Source organism: Cyanobium sp. ULC082 (assembly GCF_977927535.1).
The window spans coordinates 1,618,030-1,639,723 of record NZ_OZ376397.1 but is presented as its reverse complement, the minus strand read 5'-3'; the positions used below and the strand labels follow the sequence as shown (position 1 = coordinate 1,639,723).

Below are 21,694 nucleotides of genomic sequence, written 5' to 3'. Positions count from 1 at the left end.
GACAAACGCAACATTCGTTTCGTTTCAGTGCCAGGCCGCCTCAAGCCGCTCAGAGGCGGCGGCGGAAGCCTTCGCTGAAGGTTGGGGTGGCCGCTTCACGCTCTTCGCTGCGGGCACGGCGCAACTGCCAGACATTGCGGCCGATCCGCTCGGCCACCAGCCCGGCTCGCCTCACCTTGGCGCTGCCGGGGCGGGCGCCGATCAGCAGGGTGACTTCCTGGGTGCTCAGCGGTGCGCCGGTTTCGATCGCCATGGCAACCGATTCCAGCCGCGTTTTGATCGATTGCATCAGCAACGGACCATCCTGGGACGTCGATTCGGAGTCAAAGAGCGGCAGGCCGTAGCCGGGATCGCCCATGCCCCGCATCAATCCCAGACCGACCACGGCAAGGGCCTGCTCCGGTTTGACACCCTGATCAATGGCGCCGGCGATCCAGTCGGCAAAGGATTGTTCTCCGATCGTGGCGGGAACCGCCTGGGCGGAGCTGGAGGGGCTGCTTCGTTTCGACACCACGGCTGCGACGGCTGGGTTCCTGATTCGCAAGGTATCGGCTCCGCCGGGGTTCGCAAGGGCTGCCGTGGCTTCGCCGGGGGCCGGTCTGAGCCGAACGGTAGGATCCGCTCAATTCCTCGAAATCCCAGTCCCTGGGGAACCGTCCTGCCCTACGCAGGCCAAGACGCACCCCGGTCCCGCAGGTCTGGCACGATGCCCCGTTCGCCACGGTTTGATCCTCGATTTCCGAATGATCCCCGTCCGCAGAACCCCAATCCACGTTCCAGGCTCACCCCTCTGACCGGCAGCCACAGCCCCTCGATCCAGCTGGGCGCCGAGATCGAGCTGCGGGCCTACGTGTTCCTCGATTCGCTGCAGCCCCAGCTGGCCGCCTACATGGGCACGGTGTCCCAGGGCTTTCTGCCGATTCCAAGCGATGCCTGCCTCTGGCTGGAGGTGGCCCCGGGCATGGCCGTGCACCGCCTCACCGACATCGCCCTGAAGGCCAGCACCGTGCGCCTCGGCCAGAAGGTGGTGGAGCGCGCCTTCGGGTCGCTGGCCCTCTACCACCGCGACCAGAGCAGCGTGCTGCTCTCCGGCCAGGCCGTGGTCGAGGCGATGGGCACCACGGTGGAGCAGCGTGGCCAGTGCGAGGTCACCTGGTCGGAGATCATCCGGGCGATCACACCCGACCATGCGGTGCTGATCAACCGCCAGAACCGGCGCGGTTCGATGATCCAGGCCGGCATGAGCATGTTCATTCTCGAAACCGAACCGGCCGGCTACGTGCTGATCGCCGCCAACGAGGCCGAGAAGTCGTCGAACATCACCGTGGTGGATGTGAAGGCCGTGGGCGCCTATGGGCGGCTCACCCTGGCGGGCCGCGAAGGAGACATTGACGAGGCGGCGGCGGCGGCGATGCGGGCCATCGAGATCATCAACCGTCGCTAGGGAGCGCCGATCCCCAGCAATGCGAGCAGCTTCGGTGCCATCGCCCTGGCGGCCCTGGCGCGGCTGCTGAACCTCAGCAACTGGTGGTCGCTCATCTCCGCGAGGGTGCAGCCAGCCCCGCGCACATGGAAGACCGAGTTGTAGCCGTGGCTTCCGGCCACCTCCACCGGTTGCAGCAGGATTTCTCCCTGGCTGGTCCCCTCGGCCTCCAGCACCGTGTGGCCGCCGGGATCCGCCAGGGCCAGGGCCGAATGGAACGCGGCGGTGCGGTAGGGGCTGTCACCGAGTTCCTTCAGCAGCCTGGCGATCCGCTCCCGGTCACTGGCGGCGTAGCGGGCCGAGAAAAGGCCAGGGGCGCCGCCCAGGGCATCCACGGCCAGCCCGGAGTCGTCGGCCAGGGTCCAGCGGCCGGTGAGCCGCGCCACGGTTTCGGCCTTCAGCCGTGCATTCTCGGCGTAGCTGTGGCCCGTCTCCTCGATGTCCAGCCCATCGGGCTGGCCGATCACCGTGAGCTCCACGGCGTCGAGCATCGTGGTGATCTCCTTCACCTTGTGCGGGTTGCCGCTGGCAATCACCAGTTCATTGCGCTGTGCCAAGGCCCTGTTCTCAGCTCCTGGCCGGCAGGGGGGTCCGCTCCCGCAGCGGCAGGGGGCCGTCCCGGTCGGAGCGGAAGGTGAGCTCCAGGCCGATGGCATGCTCGGGAAGCAGCGCAATCAGGTTGGTCAGGGCCTGGTGGGTCTGGGGGGCTCCCTTGGTCATCGCCTCGGCGCTCATCAGCACCACGTCGAGTTCCGGACCATCGGCCTGGGGTTGAACATCCGCAAACAGCTGGACCACCAGTCCCTGGGGCGGAATCCGCAGCAGCCCGCTGAGGTGAAGCTTGCCCTGATGATCGATTTCGGTATCGAGCCGGGCGAGGGTGGGCAGCAGCCTTGGGATCAGATCTTCCCCCGAAGCGACGCCACTGGGCTTCAGGACCACCATCAATCGCGCCATGCTTTCAGCCGGAGTTCGCCATCCTCGCCCAGGGACGGCAACCGACCCAGACGTGTCTGTGAGGATTCCGTTCCGATCCCGCCGCGCCGGGCAACGATGACGGAACCCGCGATCTCCAGGCGGCTGATGGCCCATGGCTTTGCCCAGCTGGGCCGGCGGGGTGGCAGTTGGCACACCGAAGGGGACGCCGGCTGGTTCGCAGCGCCGATCCCCCACCCCTTCGCCAACTGTGTGATCAGCGCCGGCACCGCCTGGACGGCTGCCAGCCTGGCGCGGCTCGATGCCTTCTTCCGGCGAGGTGGCAGGCCCTGCATCTGGCTCTGCTGGCCCGATCAACGCCCCGCAGAGCAGGGGAGGCAGTTGCTTGAGCTCGGCTATCAGCGGCTCAGCCCGGCGGCGTTGATGAACTCAGCCACGGCGCCCCTGCTGGCGGCCACCGCCAATCCGGGGCAACGGGTGGCGATGGCGGTGCCGGGGGCTGAACTGCTGCCGCTGGGGCCGGCCTTCGCCCAGGCCTATGGACGCTGTGCCGCGCTCAGCTTCGCTGCCCCCGCCGCCATGGGCCAGCTGGCGGCCGAGACCCTGCTGGGGGATGGTTCGGCGGAGTCGCCGCTCACCTACGGCGTTGTACTGGGCTCGGAGCTGCTGGCTGTGGCCACCTCCGTGGTGCTGGATGGAACCGGCTCCATCTTCTGGGTGGGAACGCTGCCGGCCTGGCGGAGCATGGGGCTGGGTCGGGCGGTGACCGCGGCGGCGATTGCGGCCGGCGCCGCCCGCGGGGCCCGTCTCACCCTGCTGCAGGCTTCGGCGGGTGCGGAGTCGCTCTATGCCGCCATGGGCTTCGGCCGCGCTGGTGTGCTGGAGCTCTATCTGCGGCCGGCCGGCTGAGTGGCTGCTCTCAGGACGGCTGGGTCGGACTGATCGGCACGGTGCTGCGGTTGCCGTTGCGAATCGCGTGATAGCCGGGAGAGAGGATTTCCACATTGGCGGCGGCGAACTGGTCCTGCAGGGCACCCAGCAGGGCGGAGAGGCTCTGGCGATAGCTGTCCGGGTCTTGGATGAAGGCCGTCAGTTCATAGCTGATGTGGAAATCATTCAGCGATGTCTGCAGCACGAAGGGATTGATTTCGCTGCTGATCCCCTCGACACTGCCTGCTGCCGCCAGCATCAGGGCGTGCACCTGGCGCCAGGGCACGTCGTAGCCGATCGTGATCGTGGTGGCGAGGGCCACCGGCTGCTGGATCTCCCGTCGGGAGAAGCTGTAGTTCACCACCGAGGCGCCGATCACCGTTGCATTCGGAATGCTCACCAGTTCGTTGCGGGGGGTCTGCAACCGGGTCACCAGCAGGGCCCGGTCCTGCACCACACCCACCACGCCGTTGATCTCGACCCGGTCGCCTTCCTTGTAGGCGCGGGTGTAGATCAGCATCAGGCCGCTGATGATGTTGGTGGCCACGGCGCTGGAGCCAAGGGCGGCCAGCAGGCCCAGCAGCAGGCCTGCTCCCTGAAAGGCCTTGCTCCCGGAGCCCGGCAGATAGGGAAAGGCGACAGCCAGGCCGATCAGGGCGATGAAGACGGAGGCGAGCCTGGCGGTGGGGCTCGCCCACTCGGTGTAGAAGCCGGGAATGCGCAGGGTGCCGTGCTCCAGGGCCTTGAACCAGGCGTTGCTGGCCCGGATCACCAGCACGGTGATCGCCAGGATCAGCGCGATCGACAACAGCCCTGGAATGGCGGCGACCATCGCCTGGATCAACCGGCCGACCACCCCGAGCACCTGGCCCCTCAGGCCCGCGGCGACGGCCTGGGTGGGGGGGAAGAAGCCCAGCAGCAGGGGGATCAGCAGGTAGCTGACCAGCAGCAGCAGAGCCCATTGGCTTGCTTGCCAGACCAGCAGGAGGAGTGGTCTCACCTGGCTGGAATCCAGCACCTGATTACCGGCGATGCGGAGGCAGAGCCGTTGCTGGTTGTTGCTGTTGGTCAGCCAGCCCCTGATCGTTCGATTCAGCCCCAGCTGAAATCGCAACCAGAGGATGTAGATGCCGAGCACCAGCAGGGCCAGACCCGTGCCCCGCAGCCAGGAGACCAGGGAGTTGTCCTGCCGGTAGCGCAGGATGCCCTGCTGAAAGCTGTCGCGGTAATCGGCGGCCAGGGCCTGCCTGCTTAGGCCGAAGCAGGTGGCGATCCGATCATCGAAAGCCATCTTCTTGCTGAACTGCCCATCCCGCTCGATGCCGAGGATCGTGTAGGGAGGGTCTTCGCGCAGCACGAAGTCGGCCGGATTGAAGCTGTAATCGTTGGCAAGGCCCGTCAGCCGCTCCGTTGCCAGTTTCGCCACGGTCCTGGCGCTCTGGACGCCTGCCCCGCCGCGCACCTCGGCGATGCGTCGCCCATCAAGGGTGATCCAGGCCGGCTCTTCAGCGCAGCCCGAACCGGCGGGAGGGCTGGCTGGGTCCTTCGCCGGCGATGGCGCTCCCGCCGAAACGATCCAGATTCCCAGCAGCAGGGCCAGCAGCTGACGCTGCCATCTGGCCCTCTTGAAGAGGGTGCGCTCCGGACGGTCGGGAGCAGCCATTCCGGCAACCAATCGAATCGCTTGCAATCACTGGCTCAGCCTAGATTCCGCCCTGCCATTGCGCAGCGCCGCTTCCCCGCTTCAGACGCCGTGGGCCGTGAACCAGTCCCGCATTCGGCCCCAGCCGTCGGCTGCCGCTGCCGGGCGGTAGGTGTCGCGGTAGTCGGCGTGGAAGCCATGGGGGGCGTCGGGGTAGACGACGATGCGGCTGGGGCTGCCGGCTTGCTCGAGTGCCTGCTGCATCCGCTCGATCGATGCCAGGGGAATGATCTCGTCCTGGCCGCCATAGAGGCCGAGCACCGGTGCCTGGAGCTGGCCGGCCAGGGCTGTCGGCACCATCGGCTGGAGGGCCGTGGGCGGGCTGTCAAGACGGCCGTACCAGGCCACACCCGCCCTGAGCTGGGGGTTGTGGGCCGCATACAGCCAGGTGACCCGCCCCAGCAGAAACCGGTGATGCCGAGCCGGGAGATCTCACCGTTGCATTCGCTGCCGGCCCAGGCCACGCAGGCATCGAGATCTGCCAGGACCTGGTGATCGGGCACCCGGGCCACGATGGCGTAGATCCCGGCCAGATCGGGCTGGCTGGCCACGTCCCCCTGGCGCTCCTGAAGGCTGGGGGCAACAGCCAGGTAGCCCAGGCTGGCCAGCCGCCGGCAGACGGCCTGGATGTGGGGGTGCAGCCCGAAGATTTCCTGGACAACCAGCAGCACCGGCAGGGGTTGGTCTGCCCTGGGCATGGCCCGGTAGGCGGTCAGGCTGTGGCCAGCCACCGGGATGGAGACGATCCCTTCAATCAGCCGGGGGGTGCTCACCGCGCCATATCAGTTAGGGGTCTTGGTGTGGCAGCGAGGCGAGATAACGCTTGCGCTGACCGGAGGCCCAGGATTCATCGATGGGGGGCTTCGAAGGGCTGGCTGGATCGGATTGGCCGGCTTGCTCGGAAGCCGATGGTGTTTCGATCGGGTCGATGTCTTTCATGGGTCAAGAGTAAGGACCCAGCCCGTTGAGAGCGTGTTGCAGGTGTCCTGGCGGTGTGACACCCACGTCCCTCCAACCTCCGCCTGGCGCGGCGGGGCTGGAGGGTTTGCTCACGCTCAGGCGCTGGCTCCGGCCAGGGCCGGTTCAGGCGTGATCGCTGCGCTGCTGGAGCGGATCACCACCTGCTTGTCGTCGTCGATATCGACGATGGCCGCGTCGCCATCCTTGATCCGGCCGGAGAGGAACTCCTCAGCCAGGCTGTCTTCGAGCAGGCGCATGACGGCTCGGCGCAGCGGCCTTGCCCCGTAGCTGGGGTTGTAACCCTCTTCGACCAGCCGTTCCTTGAAGGCCTCGGTGACCGAGAGCTCGATGCCTTTCTCGCGGATGCGGCCAAACACCTCCCGCAGCATGATCTCAGCGATCTGCTTCACTTCGTCGCGGCTGAGTTGCCGGAAGACGATGATTTCATCGAGACGATTGAGGAACTCAGGGCGGAAGTATTGCTTCAGCTCCTCGTTCACAAGCGAACGAATCCGGTTGTACTGGGTTTCTTCGGCGGCTGCACCGGAGAATTCGAAACCGAGGCCCCCGCCACCCTTCTCGATCACCTTCGAACCGATGTTCGAGGTCATGATGATCAAGGTGTTCTTGAAATCGACGGTGCGGCCTTTCGAGTCTGTGAGGCGACCATCTTCGAGCAACTGCAGCAGCAGGTTGAACACATCCGGGTGTGCCTTTTCAATCTCATCGAACAGCACCACCGTGTAGGGGCGGCGACGAACGGCTTCGGTGAGCTGGCCACCTTCGTTGAAGCCCACATAGCCCGGAGGAGAGCCGATCAGCTTGCTGACCGTGTGGCGCTCCATGAATTCCGACATGTCCAACCGGATCATGGCGTCTTCGCTGCCGAAGAAGTAGGCAGCGAGTGACTTGGTGAGCTCGGTTTTACCGACGCCGGTGGGGCCGGAGAAGATGAAGCTGGCGATCGGTCGGTTGGGGTTCTGCAGACCCACCCGGGCGCGGCGGATCGCCTTGGACACGGCCTTGACCGCTTCGTCCTGGCCGATCAGGCGCTGGTGGAGGGTTTCCTCCATGTTGAGCAGCTTCACCGACTCGCTCTCGGTGAGCTTCTGCACCGGGACTCCGGTCCAGGAGGCGACGATCTGGGCGATGTCTTCCTCGGTGACCACGGGGCTGCGGTCGCCACCGGCGCCGGCCAGGGGCATCTCAAGACCGATGGTGGCTTCCGCTCCGGCGGCTGCCTCGTCGGCGGAGGCGGCAGGTTCCTCCTCGCGGCGGTTCTGGAGAATCAGGCGGATCTGCTCCCGCAGTTCCACTTCCTTGTCGCGCAACTCGCCGGCCTTGCCGAAATCCTGCTGGCGCACGGAGTCCTCCTTCTGCTTCTGAACGCCGCGCAGTTGCTTGTCGAGTTCCTTGGCGGCAGGCGGCAGCTTGGAGTTCAGCAGCCTCACCCGGCTGCCGGCCTCGTCGACCAGGTCGATGGCCTTGTCGGGGAGGAACCGATCGCTGATGTAGCGGTCGCCGAGGGTGGCGGCGGCCACCAGGGCTTCGTCGCTGATCCGCAGGCGGTGGTGCTGTTCGTAGCGCTCGCGCAGCCCGCGCAGGATCTCGATCGTGTCGAGCACGGTGGGCTCGCCCACCATCACCGGCTGGAAGCGCCGCTCCAGGGCAGCATCCCTCTCGATGTGCTTTCGGTATTCGTCGAGGGTGGTGGCGCCGATGCACTGAAGTTCGCCCCTGGCCAGGGCGGGCTTGAGGATGTTGGCGGCATCGATGGCGCCTTCGGCGGCGCCGGCGCCGATCAGGGTGTGGACCTCGTCGATCACCAGGATCACGTTCCCGGCACTGCGGATCTCCTCCATGATCTTCTTGAGCCGTTCCTCGAATTCGCCCCGGTATTTGGTGCCGGCCACCAGCAGGCCGATGTCGAGGGTGAGAACGCGCTTGTCCTCGAGAATGTCGGGGATTTCGCCCTGGGTGATCCTCTGGGCGAGCCCTTCGGCGATGGCGGTTTTGCCGACGCCGGGTTCACCGATCAGCACGGGATTGTTCTTGGTGCGCCGACCGAGGATCTGAACCACCCGGTCGATTTCGTTGTGACGACCGACGACGGGGTCGAGCTTGCCTTCGGCGGCGAGCTGGGTGAGGTTGCTGCCGAATTCATCGAGGGTGGGGGTCTTGGTGGATCCCTTGCTGCCGCTGCCGGCGGCCACTTCGGCCGTTTCACCGAGCATGCGGATCACCTGCGTGCGCACCTTGGCCAGGTCGACACCGAGATTTTCAAGAACCCTGGCGGCCACGCCCTCGCCTTCCCGGATCAGGCCGAGCAGCAGGTGTTCGGTACCGATGTAGTTGTGGCCGAGCTGACGGGCCTCCTCAAGGGACAGTTCCAGAACCCGCTTGGCTCGCGGGGTGAAGGGGATCTCCACGGCCACGAAGCCGGATCCCCGGCCGATGATCTTCTCCACCTCGACGCGGGCATCCTTGAGGTTGACGCCCATCGACTTGAGCACCTTGGCGGCCACGCCGGTGCCTTCTCCGATCAAGCCGAGCAGAATCTGCTCCGTGCCGACAAAATTGTGGCCGAGACGGCGGGCCTCTTCCTGGGCCAGCATGATGACCTTGATGGCCTTCTCAGTAAACCGCTCGAACATGGGCGGACCTGTGCAAGTGCATCCAACTTATCAGGGCTGAGCGGGTGGCGGAGCCTCCAGGAGCACATCAGCCAAGTCCTTTGCAAAGACTGGGCTGGACAGTGCCTTTTTGATACATCACAGCAGCGAACTCTTCGGCCTTCCGCATCAAGAATGGGCGGCAATCCGAACCTTTGCAATCAACAGGTCTCACTCCTGCGATTTGAGCTCAGCCCATTGGATCAGAGCATCGTCTCCATTGCGGTAGTAACTGCGACGTCGGCCGGCCGTGCGGAAACCAAGGGCGGCGTACAGGGCGATCCCAGCCCCGTTCGCCTCAGACACCTCCAGAGTGGCCCGCCGGCAGCCCCTGGCGCCGCCCTCCCGGAGCAGGGTCTGCAGCAGCAGGCGCCCGAGGCCCCGCCGCCGCCGCTCCGGGTGCACCGCCACCAGGGACACATGCAGCTCATCGAGGACGACCGCACCGATGCCCATGGCGGCGAGCTCGGTGGCGGGGCCGAGGCCCAGGCAGAGCCGATCGGGGTCATCGAGCTCCTGCCGCCACTGGATCGGGGTCCACAGGCCGTCGAGAGCCAGCTGGTCGAGGGCGCAACAGGCCGTCAGGTCGTCGATCGAAAGCCGGCGCGGCGATTGATCCCGCTCTCCGGGTCGAGCCGCCGCGGCCCCGGTGGAATTCGTTCCCATCCTTACGATTGGATCACCAGGGCCAGCGTTGATCACAATGACCACCTTCCTCGTGCCGAGCGGAATCGACGGATCCATCTCCGCAGCCGGCCATGCCCCGTTTCTGGAGCCGAACCAGGATCGGCTCAGCCCCAACCGCAACCTGACCCCGCTCACCACCAGGCTCGATTCCCTCGGGCGTCTGGAGGTGGGGGGCTGTGGGCTCAGTGAGCTGGCCCGCACCTACGGAACGCCGTTGTACGTGCTCGACGAAGACACCCTCAGGGCCAGTTGCCGGGCCTACCGCGAGGCCCTCGCCGCCCACTACCCCGGCCCCGCCCTCGCCCTCTATGCCTCCAAGGCCAACAGCAGCCTGATGCTGAGCGCCCTGGTGGCCTCCGAGGGCCTGGGCCTCGATGCCGTTTCAACCGGTGAACTGCTCACGGCACTGCAGGGCGGCATGCCCGCCGAGCGGATCGTGCTGCACGGCAACAACAAGTCGAGGGAGGAGCTCGCCCTGGCGCTGGACCAGGGGGTGACCGTGGTGGTCGACAACGCACTCGATCTCGCCCTGCTGGCCGAGCTGGCCCCGGCCGGCAAGGCGCCGGTGCGATTGATGCTCCGCTTCACACCCGGCATCGAGTGCCACACCCACGAGTACATCCGCACCGGTCACCTCGACAGCAAGTTCGGTTTCGATCCCGATCAGCTCGAGCCGGTGCTGCGGCAGCTGGCGGGCTGCAGCTGGGCCCGGCTCGATGGCCTCCATGCCCACATCGGCTCCCAGATCTTTGAGCTCCAGCCCCACCACGATCTGGCCGGGGTGATGGCCGATGCCCTCGCCCTGGCCCGCTCGCTCGGACACCCCTGCGGTGATCTCAACGTCGGCGGTGGGCTCGGCATCCGTTATGTGGCCAGTGATGATCCCCCCTCGATTCAGGCCTGGGTGAAGGGTGTGGCCGAAGCGGTGGTGGCCGCCTGCAGCGAGCGCGGCCTGGCCCTGCCCCGTCTGTTGTGCGAACCGGGTCGCTCCCTGGTGGCCACGGCGGGCCTCACCCTCTACGCGATCGGCAGCCGCAAGCAGATCCCGGGTCTGCGCACCTATCTCTCCGTCGATGGCGGCATGAGCGACAACCCTCGTCCGATCACCTATCAGTCGGCCTACACGGCGGTGCTGGCCGACCAGCCCACTGCGCCGCCCTCCGAAACGGTGACCCTGGCCGGCAAGCACTGTGAATCCGGGGATGTGCTGCTCCATGACCTCCCCCTGCCGGCCAGCCGCTGTGGCGATGTGATCACCGTCTTCGCCACCGGCGCCTACAACGCCTCGATGGCTTCCAATTACAACCGCATCCCCAGGCCGGCGACGGTTCTGGTGCAGGGGGGTGAGGCCGAACTGGTGCAGCGGCGCGAGCGGCCGGAGGAATTGCTGCGCTACGACCGATTACCCGAACGGTTCTCGCCGGTACCCTGAGGCCAGCCTTGATGGTTCGTCGTTGTGATCTGGCTGGGGTTCCTGGACATCCGTGTGGTGCTGGACCTGCTGTTCGCTTCGGCTCTCGGTGTGCTGCTGCTGGCCAGGGTCCGGGAGCCCCGCACCCTCTGGTTGCTGCGGGGCTGGCTGTTTCTGGTGGCCCTGGTCTGGGTGGTCCAGCGGTTCGCCGACCTGCCGCTCACCACCCGCCTGCTCGAAGCGGTGGTGCTGGGCTGCAGCCTCGCTCTGGCCATCCTCTGGCAGGGCGAATTGCGGCGCTTGATGGAGCTGCTCGGCACCGGACGACTGGACGTGCTGCTGGGGAGCCAGAAGGAGGATCAGGCGTTGTCCGGCTCGGTGGCGCAGCTCACCGAAGCGGCCGGGCGCCTCTCCCAGAGCCGCCGGGGAGCCCTGATCCTGCTCGACCTCGGCAGTGATCTGCGCCCGGAGGATTTCCTCAACCCCGGCATCGAGCTGGACGCCCTGCTTTCCGTCGACCTGCTGCTCAATCTCTTTGCCGCCGACACCCCTCTCCATGACGGTGCCCTGCTGGTGAAGGGCAACCGCATCCTTTCGGCCGGGGTGATTCTGCCGTTGTCGCGGCAGGGCATCGCCCGCTACGGCACCCGCCACCTGGCCGCGATGGGGATCACCGAACGGTTCGACCGTTGCCTCTGCATCGTCGTCTCCGAGGAGACCGGCACCCTCTCGCTGGCCCGCCAGGGGCGCCTGGAGCGACCGATCACCAGCAGTCGGTTGCGGGAGCTGCTGAGCGCGGCGGTGGCCCAGCCCGCCCAGAAGCCACCCGCCAAGCCCGGCCCTGGCCCTGGATCGGTGCTGTCCCTTCCCACTGGGCGTAGCGTGACGCAGGACACGCCTGAATCCCGCGCATGAGTCGCTCCCTGGCGACCACCGACCCGATCCTGGCGTCCCGGGAACCGCTGGCTCCCCTGCCGGACCTGCTGGATCCTGCCCGTCTGCCCGCCCATGTGGCGGTGATCATGGACGGCAACGGCCGCTGGGCAAAGCAGCGCAACCTGCCGCGGGTGATGGGTCACCGCGAGGGTGTCGAGGCCTTGAAGCGCACCCTGCGCCTCTGCAGCGACTGGGGCATCGGCGCCCTCACCACCTACGCCTTCTCCACCGAGAACTGGAACCGACCCGGCGAGGAGGTGAGTTTCCTGATGACCCTGTTCGAGCGCGTTCTGGCCAGGGAACTGGAGGGGCTGGAGCGCGAACAGGTGCGGATCCGCTTTCTCGGCGATCTCGGCCAGCTTCCGGCCGGGCTGCAGCGGCTGATCGAGGCGGCCACGGAGCGCACCGCCGCCAACACCGGCATCCACTTCAATGTCTGCACCAACTACGGCGGCCGGCGTGAACTGGTCCAGGCGGCCCGTCAGCTGGCTGTGGAGGTGTCCAGGGGAGCGCTCGACCCGGCGGCGATCGATGAGGCGGCCTTCGCCGCCCAGCTCGAGACGGCCGGTGAGGTGGATCCCGACCTGCTGATCCGCACCAGCGGTGAATACCGGATCAGCAATTTCCTGCTCTGGCAGCTGGCCTACGCCGAGATCCACATCACCGATGTGCTCTGGCCGGATTTTGATCAGGCGGCTCTGGTGCGGGCGCTGCTCGATTATCAGAACCGCCAGCGGCGCTTCGGCGGCGTCGAGCCGGTCGCGCCGTGAGCCGGGAAGCCCCACCATCCCTGTCCCAGAAGATTGCCTTGATCTCCCCACCGCCCCACCCCACCGCGCTCCGGAGTGCCCCATCCCCTCCGCCATGACTGGAGCCGTGAGGAGATCCAGGCCTTGCTGGAGCTGCCCCTGCTGGAGTTGCTCTGGAGGGCCCAGCAGGTGCACCGCGCCGCCAACCCTGGCTACCGGGTCCAGCTGGCCTCCCTGCTGAGCGTCAAGACCGGCGGCTGCGAGGAAGATTGCGCCTACTGCCCCCAGTCGATGCACAACAGCGCCGACGTGGCCGGCCGGCCGGCGTTGGCAGTGGAACCCGTGCTGGAGCGGGCACGGGCGGCCAGGCAGGCCGGCGCCCACCGCTTCTGCATGGGCTGGGCCTGGCGTGACATCCGCGATGGAGCCCCCTTCGAAGCGATGCTGGCGATGGTGAGGGGGGTGCGGCAGCTGGGACTGGAGGCCTGCGTCACCGCCGGCATGCTCACCGATGGCCAGGCCGAGCGCCTGGCGGCGGCGGGGCTGACCGCCTACAACCACAACCTCGACACCAGCCCCGAGCACTACGGCCAGATCATCACCACCCGCACTTACCAGGAGCGGCTGGACACCCTGGCGCGGGTGCGTCGGGCCGGCATCACCGTCTGCAGCGGCGGCATCATCGGTCTGGGTGAAAGCCTGCGCGATCGGGCCGGCCTGCTGCAGGTGCTCGCCAACCTGGAGCCCCACCCCGAGAGCGTGCCGATCAACGTGCTGGTGGCGGTGGAGGGCACGCCCCTGGAGGAGCAGGCGCCGCTCGATCCCCTGGAGCTGGTGCGGATGGTGGCCACGGCCCGGATCCTGATGCCCAGCAGCCGGGTGCGCCTCAGTGCCGGCCGGCAGCAGCTCAACCGTGAGGCCCAGATCCTCTGCCTGCAGGCGGGGGCCGATTCGATTTTCTACGGCGATACCCTGCTCACCACCGGGAATCCCGACGTGGCGGCGGACCGGGAGCTGCTGGCGGCGGCCGGTGTGCAGGTGGAGCCGGTGGATGGGCGCTGAGCCGGCGGCCTTCCAGGTGGCGTCCTTCTACCGCTTCGTGCCCCTGGACAGCGACGGGCTTGAGGTCCTCCAGCGCGGCATCCGGGAGCGGGGGGCAGCGGGCCAGCTGAGCGGCACGGTGCTGCTGGCTGAGGAGGGGCTGAACGGCACGGTCTGTGGACCTGCCGCTGGTGTGGCTGATCTGCTGGCCTGGCTGCAGGCGCAACCGGGCCTGGCCGATCTGGAGGTGAAGACCAGCTGGAGCGCCGAGCCGGGCTTTCACCGCCTCAAGGTGCGGCGGAAGCGGGAGATCGTCACCCTGGGTTGCCCGACGGTGCGGCCGCTCGATGGCGCGGGCAGCAGGGTGCCGCCGCAGCAATGGAACGCCCTGGTCGACGATCCAGACACCCTGGTGATCGACGCCCGCAATGGCTACGAAGTGGCGGTCGGCACGTTTGCAGGGGCGCTCGATCCGGGCATCGAGCGCTTCGGTGCGTTCCCCGCCTGGGTGGAGCGGGAGCTCAGGCCCCGGGTGGCCGCGCAGCAACCCCGCCGGCTGGCCCTGTTCTGCACCGGTGGCATCCGCTGCGAGAAGGCCACGGCCTACCTCCTCCAGCAGGGGTTTGAGGGGGTGCATCAGTTGCAGGGGGGCATCCTGCGCTATCTGGAGGAGATTCCCGAGGCCGAGAGCCGCTGGAGCGGCGAGTGCTTCGTCTTCGATCATCGGGTGGCGCTCGACCACCGGCTGCAGCCGGGCAGCCATAGCCTCTGCCATGCCTGCGGATTGCCGCTTTCCCCGGGGGGCCGTCAGCAGGCCGGTTTCGAGGCAGGGGTGAGCTGCCATCACTGCATCGCACGCTTCAGCGATGCCGATCGCGGCCGCTTCGCCGAGCGTCAGCGCCAGATCGGTCTGGCCCGCCAGCGGGGCCAGGCCCACCTCGGCCTCCCTTCGCCATGAACGCTGCAGCCAGCAGCCAGAGCTGGAACGCCGAGCGCTACGCGGCCAACGCCCGCTTCGTGTCCGATCTGGCCGGTGCGGTGCTGGAGTGGCTCGATCCCCAGCCCGGCGAGCGGATCCTCGACCTGGGCTGCGGCGATGGGGCCCTCACCCGGCGGTTGGTCGAGCACGGCTGCGTCGTGATCGGTGTCGATGCCAGCGCGGCGATGGTGGCGGCGGCCCGGGAGCTCGGCCTCGATGCACGCCAGCTTCACGGCCAGTCGCTGCCGTTCAGCGACATGTTCGAGGCGGTGTTCTCCAACGCCGCCCTGCACTGGATGCTGCCGCCGGAGCCGGTGATCGAGGGGGTCTTCCGGGCCCTGCGGCCGGGCGGACGCTTCGTGGCCGAGTTCGGTGGTCAGGGCAATGTGGCGGCCATCCACCGCGCCCTGGTCGCTGCCCTGGCCAGGCGCGGGCTGGTGGTGGAACCCGACACGTTCTTCCCCGGACCGGCCGCCTACCGCAGCCTGCTGGAGGCGGCCGGTTTCGAGGTGGAGCGTATCGAGCTGATCCCGCGCCCCACGCCGCTGCCGGGGTCGGTGGGGGCCTGGATCGAAACCTTCTGCCACACCTACACCGGTGCGGTTTCCCCCGAGCAGCGTCCCGCCCTGATCGAGGAGGTGGTGGCCAGCCTTCGCTTGGCCCTGCAACAAGCTGATGGCCTCTGGGTGGCCGACTACGTGCGGCTGCGTTTCAGGGCGTTCAAGCCCCCGGCCCCGCCGCTCACTTCGGGCTGGACGCCATCGACCTGCGGCGACGGCAGCGCTCCGAGCAGTAGCGCACCTGCTCCCAGACCTCTTTCCATTTCCGGCGCCATTGAAAGGGCCTTCCGCAGACCGGACAGACCTTGGTGGCTCGTTCGGCGGGAGCGGGCATGGATGATTGAAGGATAAGGATGCGGATCCTGGAGATGGATCGCCGATCAATCGCTGCTTCTGGGCTGAAGATCAATCGATGATCCGCAGTTCAGCAGCCATTCAGCGAGGCTTTCTGGCCCCAATTCTGGCCTGCTTGCCTAACCAACCAACTTGCCATGATCAACATGGCCCTGAGCCAGTTGTGGCCAGCGAGGAGCCAGGGCGGATCGGTGCTCGGCCGGCCACAGGAGAGGGAAGAGCGATCCAGGCCAATTTCTCAAGCCTGCCTGGATCCTGCCTGTTACCCGGGGCCGGCGGCAACCTAGCCTGAATGGAGGCAAGGGGTTGAGAAACGGCAGAGTGAACGCATCAGCGATCAAGTCATCACTCTAGCCATTTTTCACGGATCGGAAGAGATCATCAACCATGACTGTCCAAGTCAATAGAACATCAATTCAGATTCGGCCCGATCCTTCCCGTGTCTTTTTCAGACCCTTTGAATGGAGCAACAGGGAGCGGGTTCAACGCATCGTCGCTCGGGTCACTTCCCTGAGTCGCTCTGATGCGGAGCATGAAGCAGCCCTCATGCTGGAGCGATTCGAAGGCCGTCATGAAAAGCTGCAGACATTTCTGCTCAGCCGCTTTGATCATGCGCGCGAGTATCTGATCTCCGACCAGCCCCTGAATCATTGTGAGCGGCTGCTGATCGGCGCCTACTTCACACTGGAATACTCGCTCGAAGCGGCGGCTCTATTCAACCCGTCGATCGTGCCACACCCCGATCAGTCGGGCCTGGAAGAGGGCAGCCTGCGCTTTCTGCTGAGCCTGCGTGCCACCGGTGAGGGCCATATTTCCTCGATTGTCTTCCGCACTGGGGTGATCAATCGTCAGCTGGACATTGTGCTTGATGTGCCGAGCCCTTTTGTGGCCGCTGCGGATGTCCATCCCAACCCAAGTTATGACAAATATCTGTTCGAGCGCAAGCTGCTTGAGTTGGGGCTGCTTTCACCGTTTGCCCAACGGTTGATGGATCAGCTGCAGGATCATTTCAGCTTTGAGCAGCTCACCGTGCTGACCAACCAGGCGCTGCGTCGGGATCGATTCGGAACTGGAGACAGCCTGCAGGTGGCGGAGAGTGTTCTGTCCCTGGCGCGGGCCAATTACGAGATCAGTTTTGACACGGGTGATGACTGCTCGGAGCGGGTGATCTTTCCCACCTCTCCCACCGAAAGGCGAGGAATTGAGGATGCTCGTTTTGTTGCCTTCTGTGATGATGATGGCCAGACGACTTATTATGCAACCTATAGTGCCTATGATGGGCAACTGGTTTTCCCTCAACTTCTCGAAACCAAGGATTTCAGCCGTTTCAAAATCAGCACCTTGAATGGGCCCGAGGTGGAGAACAAAGGCATGGCTCTTTTCCCGCGAAAAGTGAGGGGCCATTACGCCATGCTCTCCAGGCAGGATGGTGAAAATATCTACTTGATGTATTCCGATCAGCTGAACTTCTGGTATGAGAAAAGCATCCTGATGCGACCCACCTATCCCTGGGAATTCGTACAGATCGGCAACTGTGGTTCGCCGATTGAAACCGAGGCCGGCTGGCTGGTGCTGACCCATGGTGTGGGGCCGATGCGCCGCTACACGATCGGAGCGATCCTGCTTGACCTCGAAGACCCCGGCCGGGTGATCGGGCGCCTGACGGAGCCGCTGCTGGAGCCAACCCAGGAGGAACGTGAAGGATATGTACCCAATGTGGTGTATAGCTGCGGATCGCTGATCCATGCCGGTAAACTGATTTTACCGTATGCCATGAGTGATCAGTCCACCAGTTTTGCCACCCTATCGGTTGAGGAGTTGTTGGGCGCCTTGAAAGCCACTCGAATGGAGGACAATCCTTGAAACCAAGATCCACACGCAAGATTGCCATTGTTGGCGACTATCTGCCCCGCAAGTGCGGAATCGCCACCTTCACCCATTCCGTCTATCGCTCGCTGACAGACGATGCAGTCGGTAATGATTGTTTCATTGTTGCGGTCAATGATGTGCCGGAGGGCTATGCCTATCCTCCTGAAGTTCGCTTTGAAATTGCCGAGCAGGAGCTCCACAGCTATCGCCGTGCGGCAGACTTTCTGAATCTGACCGACGCCGATGTTGTCTGTGTACAGCACGAGTTTGGCATCTATGGTGGACCGGCCGGCAGCCATATCCTGACGCTGCTTCGTAATGTTCATCTCCCTGTTGTCACCCAACTCCATACGATCCTGGAGGAGCCGACCGCCGAGCAGCGCCTTGTGATGAAGGAGGTTGCCGCTCTTTCGACCCGGATCATTGTGATGAGCGATCGCGGTAAGCGGATTCTCGAAGAGATCTATGAGGTGCCCTCCGATCATCTGGATGTGATTCCCCACGGCGTCCCAGACATGCCGTTTGTGGATCCCAACTATTACAAGGATCAGTTCGGCGTTGAGGGTAAACAGGTGCTGCTCACCTTCGGGCTGATCTCACCTGCCAAGGGAATCGAAACCGTGATCCGTGCTTTGCCCGAGGTGGTCAAGGAGTTCCCTGAGATGGTGTACATCGTTCTGGGCGCAACCCACCCCCATCTTTTGCGTGAGCAGGGCGAGACCTACCGGTTGAGCCTGGAACGGCTGGCCATCGAGCTGGGGGTGAGAAAGCAGGTGATCTTCTACAACCGATTTGTTGGTTTTGAGGAGTTGAAGGATTTTCTCGGTGTCGCAGACATCTACATCACCCCCTACCTGAATCCCGACCAGATCACCTCCGGCACGCTGTCTTATGCCTTTGGTTGCGGCAAGGCGGTGATCTCCACCCCCTACTGGCATGCCGAGGAGCTCCTCGCTGATGGGCGAGGGGTTCTGGTCCCCTTTCGCGACAGTGACGCCATCGCCAAGGCGCTGATCGGTCTGCTGCTGGATGATGTCCGCCGTCATGCCATGCGTAAACAGGCCTATCTGCTTGGCCGCGGCATGATCTGGAGCCATACAGCCACGCTGTATTACGCCTCCTTTGAGCGTGCCCGGCTTGAGCGTGGAAATGGTTCTGCCCTCCACGCTCTCCTTACGCCCCTGGGGCAGGAACCGCGCGAATTGCCGGTGATGCGCCTGGTGCACCTCCAGCGAATTTCGGATTCAACGGGTATCTATCAGCACGCTAAATACACGCTGCCCAACTTCAAGGAAGGCTATTGCACGGATGACAATGTCCGGGCCCTGCAGTTGCTGGTGATGCTTGAAGAATCGGGTGACGTCACCCCGCTCGTGCAATCGCTTGCCACCTGTTACGGGTCGTTCATCAACCATGCCTTCATCCCCGAAACCTGTCGGTTTCATAATTTCATGAGTTTCGAGCGCAGCTGGCTCGATGAGGATGGTTCCGACGATTGCCTGGGTCGCACGTTGCTGGCGCTGGGTGCTTGTGTGGGGCGATCACAACGCGACGACCTGCGTCACTGGGCAGCGGATCTTTTTCGGTTGGCGTTGCCGTCGGTGACGCAGACAACAAGTCCACGGGCCTGGGCCCTTGGGCTCAAGGCCATTCATGAATACCTGCGAAAACTGAGTGGTGATCGCACCGTCAATCTGATGCGCGACCAGCTGACCGACCAGTTGCTCGACGCCTTCCAGGCCACCTGTGGGGATGAATGGCCATGGTTCGAGAATGTTCTCAGTTATGACAACGCCTCGCTTCCGCATGCCCTGATTCTCAGCGGGCGCTGGTCGCAACGCAGTGACGCTCTCGAGGTGGGTCTGCGCAGTCTGCGCTGGCTGATGGCTATGCAGACCGCCGAGGCCGGTCACTTCAGGCCGATCGGCTCGAACGGTTTCTGGAGGCGAGGTCAGTTCCGGGCCAGCTTCGACCAGCAACCCCTGGAGGCCTGCGCTTCGGTTTCCGCCTGCGTCGAAGCCTGGTCGGCCACAGGCGATGACTTCTGGCTGGATGAAGCGTGGCGGGCCTTCGCCTGGTTTCTCGGTGGAAACGATCTCCACCTACCCCTCTATAACGCGCTCACGGGGGGCTGCTTCGATGGTCTTCAGGACGACAGTGTCAATCAGAACCAGGGTGCCGAATCGACCCTCGCCTTTCTGCTGGCACTCCAGGAGATGCGACTTCTTGAACACGCTCGCCATCCCCACCAAAAACGATGACCAGAACCCGCATCGGCGCCATCGGAGCAGGCGGTTTCGGCCTGTTTGCCCTGCAGCAATTCCTTCTGGTCGAGGGGGCGGAGCTTGTTGCCATCGCCGGCACCCATCGTGAGGCGGCCATCGCCATGGCCCGTCGCTTCGGTGTCACTGAACCGCTGGATGTGGAGACGCTGCTCCAAATGGAGGAGGTGGATCTCGTCTACATCGCAACGCCACCGTTCCTCCACTATTCCCAGGTGCGTGCCGCCCTGGAAGCAGGGAAACATGTGATCTGTGAAAAGCCGCTGGCTCTCACGGTGGAGCAGGCGGATGATCTCCTTCAGCTCGCCCGAGCCGGTGATCAGTTGTGCATCGCCAACCTGATGCAGCGCTACAACCCGCTGTATGAGGCCGTGCACCGACTGATCGAATCGCGGGTGCTCGGCGAGTTCCTGCACGGCTGGTTTGATAATGCCGCCGGTGATGAAGGGCTCTCACCGGAGCACTGGTTCTGGGATCGTGCCAAAAGTGGCGGCATTTTCATTGAACACGGCGTGCACTTCTTCGATCTGTTTGAAGGCTGGTTGGGCCAGGGGGAGGTGGTGGCCGCCCAGCGCATCCTGCGTCCGGGCTCAGGCGTGGAGGAGCAGGTGCAGTGTGTGGTGCGCTATGGCAATGGTGCCCTGGTCACCTTCTATCATGGGTTCACCCAGCCGGCACGGCTGGAACGCCAGGAATTCCGCCTGTTGTTTGAGCGCGGTGAGCTGACCCTTGATGAATGGGTCCCCATTCGGGTTCGGCTCAAGGCGGTGGTGGATGAGGCGCAGACGCGCACGTTGATGGAGATTTTTCCTGATGCGCAGCTCGATGTTCTCAACAGCTATTCCGGCCCGGATCGGCTGGCTCGGGGGCGGCACAAGGATTTTGATGTGTATCAGAAAATCGATCTCAGAGCAGGCCTGCATGCCGAAAAGATGCGTCGTTATTGTGAGCTGCTGCGAGCCCTGTTCGCTGACCAGCTCGCCTGGCTGGCCGATCGCTCCCATCCGCGGCTGATCACCGAGGCGAACGGCCGTCAATCGCTGGCCATGGCCTGCGCGGCCACCGAGCTGGCTGATTCCAGCCCATGATTCCGCGTCTGTTCAGCCGCTGCCTGCTCCGAGCCGATGATCTGGCTCCTTCGCAGGAGGATCTGCGGGTGGTCGGTGTTCTCAACCCGGGGGCTGTGGCCACGGCGGATGGCGTTGTCCTGCTGATCCGGGTGGCTGAAGCTCCACGGCAGGCTCGGCCGGGATGGGTGGGGCTGCCGCGCTGGGATCCGGAAGCCGGTTGTGTGATCACCGACTGGCTTCCGCAGCATGAGGTGATCGTGCTGGATGCACGGGTGGTGCAGATCCGGCAGACCGGCCTGCTTCGTCTCACATCCACCTCCCATCTGAGGGTTGTTCGCAGCCCGGATGGTCTGCAGCTGGCGGCGGCTGAGTCGCAGATCCTCAGACCCAGCCAGGCTTGCGAGGCCTATGGGATCGAAGATGCCCGCATCACGCCGATCGACGACCGGTATTACATCACCTCCGTAGCCGTGTCCTGTCATGGGGCTGCAACAACCCTTTCCTCAACCCGGGATTTCCATTCCTTTCAGCACCACGGAGTGATCTTCTGTCCGGAGAACAAGGATGTCGTGCTGTTCCCCGAGCGAATCGGTGGCCAGTATCAGGCGCTGCACAGGCCGACCACAGCCCACGCCTTCTGCCGACCCGAGATCTGGCTGGCCTCCTCACCCGACCTGCTGCACTGGGGCCGGCACCAGCCGCTTCTGGGCGCCACCGCCGCCTGGGATCGGGGCCGGATCGGGGCGGGAACACCACCGATCCGCACCTCTGAGGGCTGGCTGGCGATCTATCACGGCAACAACAAGGGGGAAGGGGAGAGTGGCGTCGGCCGTTACGGCGCCGGCCTGCTGCTGCTGGATCCGGACCAACCCGCGCTGATCCGCAGGGCCGGTGAGCTGATCCTGGTGCCCGAGCTGGACTACGAGTGCCGGGGGTTTGTGCCGGATGTGATCTTCCCGACCGGGATCATTCTTCAGGGGGAAACGGTGCTGATCTACTGCGGTGCCGCGGACAGCGCCTGCGGAGTGGTTGCCCTGCGGCTGAGCGATCTGCTCAGGCAGCCCTGAAGGGTA

The 21,694-nt window shown here is 65.1% G+C and carries 18 protein-coding genes and 2 pseudogenes; 12 read left to right on the top strand and 8 right to left on the bottom strand.

Annotated elements, in window-relative coordinates; genetic code table 11:
- Nucleotides 1-49: 49 nt before the first annotated feature.
- Complete coding sequence (locus ACXMDY_RS08660) at nt 50-514, bottom strand: hypothetical protein (RefSeq protein WP_259701091.1); 465 nt, start codon at nt 512-514, stop codon at nt 50-52.
- Between the two features lie 192 nt (nt 515-706).
- On the opposite strand from ACXMDY_RS08660, the gene ACXMDY_RS08655 reads away from it, so the two are divergent.
- Complete coding sequence (locus tag ACXMDY_RS08655) at nt 707-1,444, top strand: BMC domain-containing protein (protein WP_259701090.1); 738 nt, start codon at nt 707-709, stop codon at nt 1,442-1,444.
- On the opposite strand, the gene ACXMDY_RS08650 is transcribed toward ACXMDY_RS08655, so the two are convergent.
- Both ACXMDY_RS08650 and ACXMDY_RS08645 read right to left on the bottom strand, forming a co-directional pair.
- Nucleotides 1,441-2,040 (bottom strand): non-canonical purine NTP pyrophosphatase, encoded by a 600-nt coding sequence (locus tag ACXMDY_RS08650; protein ID WP_259701089.1) that lies wholly within the window; start codon nt 2,038-2,040, stop codon nt 1,441-1,443. The genes ACXMDY_RS08655 and ACXMDY_RS08650 overlap by 4 nt on opposite strands.
- 10 nt (nt 2,041-2,050) lie before the next feature.
- Nucleotides 2,051-2,428: a hypothetical protein gene (locus ACXMDY_RS08645; RefSeq protein ID WP_259701088.1), complete on the bottom strand. Its 378-nt coding sequence runs from the start codon at nt 2,426-2,428 to the stop codon at nt 2,051-2,053.
- Between the two features lie 108 nt (nt 2,429-2,536).
- Here ACXMDY_RS08645 and ACXMDY_RS08640 point away from each other — a divergent pair, with 108 nt between their 5' ends.
- A complete protein-coding gene (locus ACXMDY_RS08640; protein ID WP_259701087.1) occupies nt 2,537-3,328 on the top strand; it encodes a GNAT family N-acetyltransferase in 792 nt (263 codons plus the stop codon).
- 10 nt (nt 3,329-3,338) lie between these two features.
- Here ACXMDY_RS08640 and ACXMDY_RS08635 read toward each other — a convergent pair whose 3' ends face one another.
- The 4 genes and pseudogenes from ACXMDY_RS08635 to ACXMDY_RS08620 all read right to left on the bottom strand — a co-directional run bounded on the left by ACXMDY_RS08635 (nt 3,339) and on the right by ACXMDY_RS08620 (nt 9,349).
- The gene (locus tag ACXMDY_RS08635; protein WP_259701086.1) at nt 3,339-5,012 is read right to left on the bottom strand and encodes a mechanosensitive ion channel family protein; all 1,674 of its coding nucleotides are present in this window, start codon (nt 5,010-5,012) and stop codon (nt 3,339-3,341) included.
- An 81-nt stretch (nt 5,013-5,093) separates the two neighbouring features.
- A pseudogene (locus tag ACXMDY_RS08630) lies at nt 5,094-5,749 on the bottom strand (dienelactone hydrolase family protein).
- Between the two features lie 357 nt (nt 5,750-6,106).
- A complete protein-coding gene (locus ACXMDY_RS08625) occupies nt 6,107-8,665 on the bottom strand; it encodes an ATP-dependent Clp protease ATP-binding subunit (protein ID WP_259701085.1) in 2,559 nt (852 codons plus the stop codon).
- Between the two features lie 189 nt (nt 8,666-8,854).
- Nucleotides 8,855-9,349, bottom strand: coding sequence for a GNAT family N-acetyltransferase (locus ACXMDY_RS08620; RefSeq protein ID WP_259701084.1), 495 nt, complete (start codon nt 9,347-9,349; stop codon nt 8,855-8,857).
- A 37-nt stretch (nt 9,350-9,386) separates the two neighbouring features.
- Here ACXMDY_RS08620 and lysA point away from each other — a divergent pair, with 37 nt between their 5' ends.
- The 6 genes and pseudogenes from lysA to ACXMDY_RS08590 all read left to right on the top strand — a co-directional run.
- On the top strand, nt 9,387-10,802 hold the full coding sequence (lysA, locus tag ACXMDY_RS08615) for a diaminopimelate decarboxylase (protein WP_259701083.1): 1,416 nt from the start codon (nt 9,387-9,389) through the stop codon (nt 10,800-10,802).
- Between the two features lie 24 nt (nt 10,803-10,826).
- A complete protein-coding gene (gene cdaA / locus ACXMDY_RS08610; RefSeq protein ID WP_259701082.1) occupies nt 10,827-11,696 on the top strand; it encodes a diadenylate cyclase CdaA in 870 nt (289 codons plus the stop codon).
- Nucleotides 11,693-12,487, top strand: coding sequence for an isoprenyl transferase (locus ACXMDY_RS08605; protein WP_259701081.1), 795 nt, complete (start codon nt 11,693-11,695; stop codon nt 12,485-12,487). Before cdaA ends, ACXMDY_RS08605 begins: the two co-directional genes overlap by 4 nt.
- Nucleotides 12,488-12,562: 75 nt before the next feature.
- Nucleotides 12,563-13,528, top strand: a complete 966-nt coding sequence (bioB, locus tag ACXMDY_RS08600; RefSeq protein WP_457767560.1) for a biotin synthase BioB — start codon at nt 12,563-12,565, stop codon at nt 13,526-13,528.
- On the top strand, nt 13,518-14,465 hold the full coding sequence (trhO, locus tag ACXMDY_RS08595) for an oxygen-dependent tRNA uridine(34) hydroxylase TrhO (RefSeq protein WP_259701080.1): 948 nt from the start codon (nt 13,518-13,520) through the stop codon (nt 14,463-14,465). Before bioB ends, trhO begins: the two co-directional genes overlap by 11 nt.
- Nucleotides 14,462-14,989: pseudogene (locus tag ACXMDY_RS08590) on the top strand (class I SAM-dependent methyltransferase); the annotation flags it as partial. The gene trhO and the pseudogene ACXMDY_RS08590, both read left to right, overlap by 4 nt.
- A 238-nt stretch (nt 14,990-15,227) precedes the next feature.
- Here the strand turns inward: ACXMDY_RS08590 and ACXMDY_RS08585 are convergent.
- Nucleotides 15,228-15,380 carry a DUF2256 domain-containing protein gene (locus ACXMDY_RS08585; RefSeq protein ID WP_259701121.1) on the bottom strand — a complete coding sequence of 51 codons (153 nt, stop codon included), beginning with the start codon at nt 15,378-15,380 and terminating at the stop codon, nt 15,228-15,230.
- A 407-nt stretch (nt 15,381-15,787) separates the two neighbouring features.
- Between ACXMDY_RS08585 and ACXMDY_RS08580 the strand changes: the two genes are divergently transcribed.
- Genes ACXMDY_RS08580 through ACXMDY_RS08565 form a run of 4 tightly spaced genes read left to right on the top strand, consistent with a single transcriptional unit; the run spans nt 15,788 to nt 21,688 of the window.
- Complete coding sequence (locus ACXMDY_RS08580; protein WP_259701079.1) at nt 15,788-17,263, top strand: glycoside hydrolase family 130 protein; 1,476 nt, start codon at nt 15,788-15,790, stop codon at nt 17,261-17,263.
- The gene (locus ACXMDY_RS08575; protein WP_259701078.1) at nt 17,260-19,530 is read left to right on the top strand and encodes a glycosyltransferase family 4 protein; all 2,271 of its coding nucleotides are present in this window, start codon (nt 17,260-17,262) and stop codon (nt 19,528-19,530) included. The genes ACXMDY_RS08580 and ACXMDY_RS08575 overlap by 4 nt, the downstream gene beginning before the upstream one ends.
- The gene (locus tag ACXMDY_RS08570; protein WP_259701077.1) at nt 19,527-20,639 is read left to right on the top strand and encodes a Gfo/Idh/MocA family protein; all 1,113 of its coding nucleotides are present in this window, start codon (nt 19,527-19,529) and stop codon (nt 20,637-20,639) included. Before ACXMDY_RS08575 ends, ACXMDY_RS08570 begins: the two co-directional genes overlap by 4 nt.
- Entirely contained in the window at nt 20,636-21,688 is a 1,053-nt protein-coding gene (locus ACXMDY_RS08565) for a glycoside hydrolase family 130 protein (RefSeq protein ID WP_259701076.1), read from the top strand. Before ACXMDY_RS08570 ends, ACXMDY_RS08565 begins: the two co-directional genes overlap by 4 nt.
- Nucleotides 21,689-21,694: the final 6 nt, after the last annotated feature.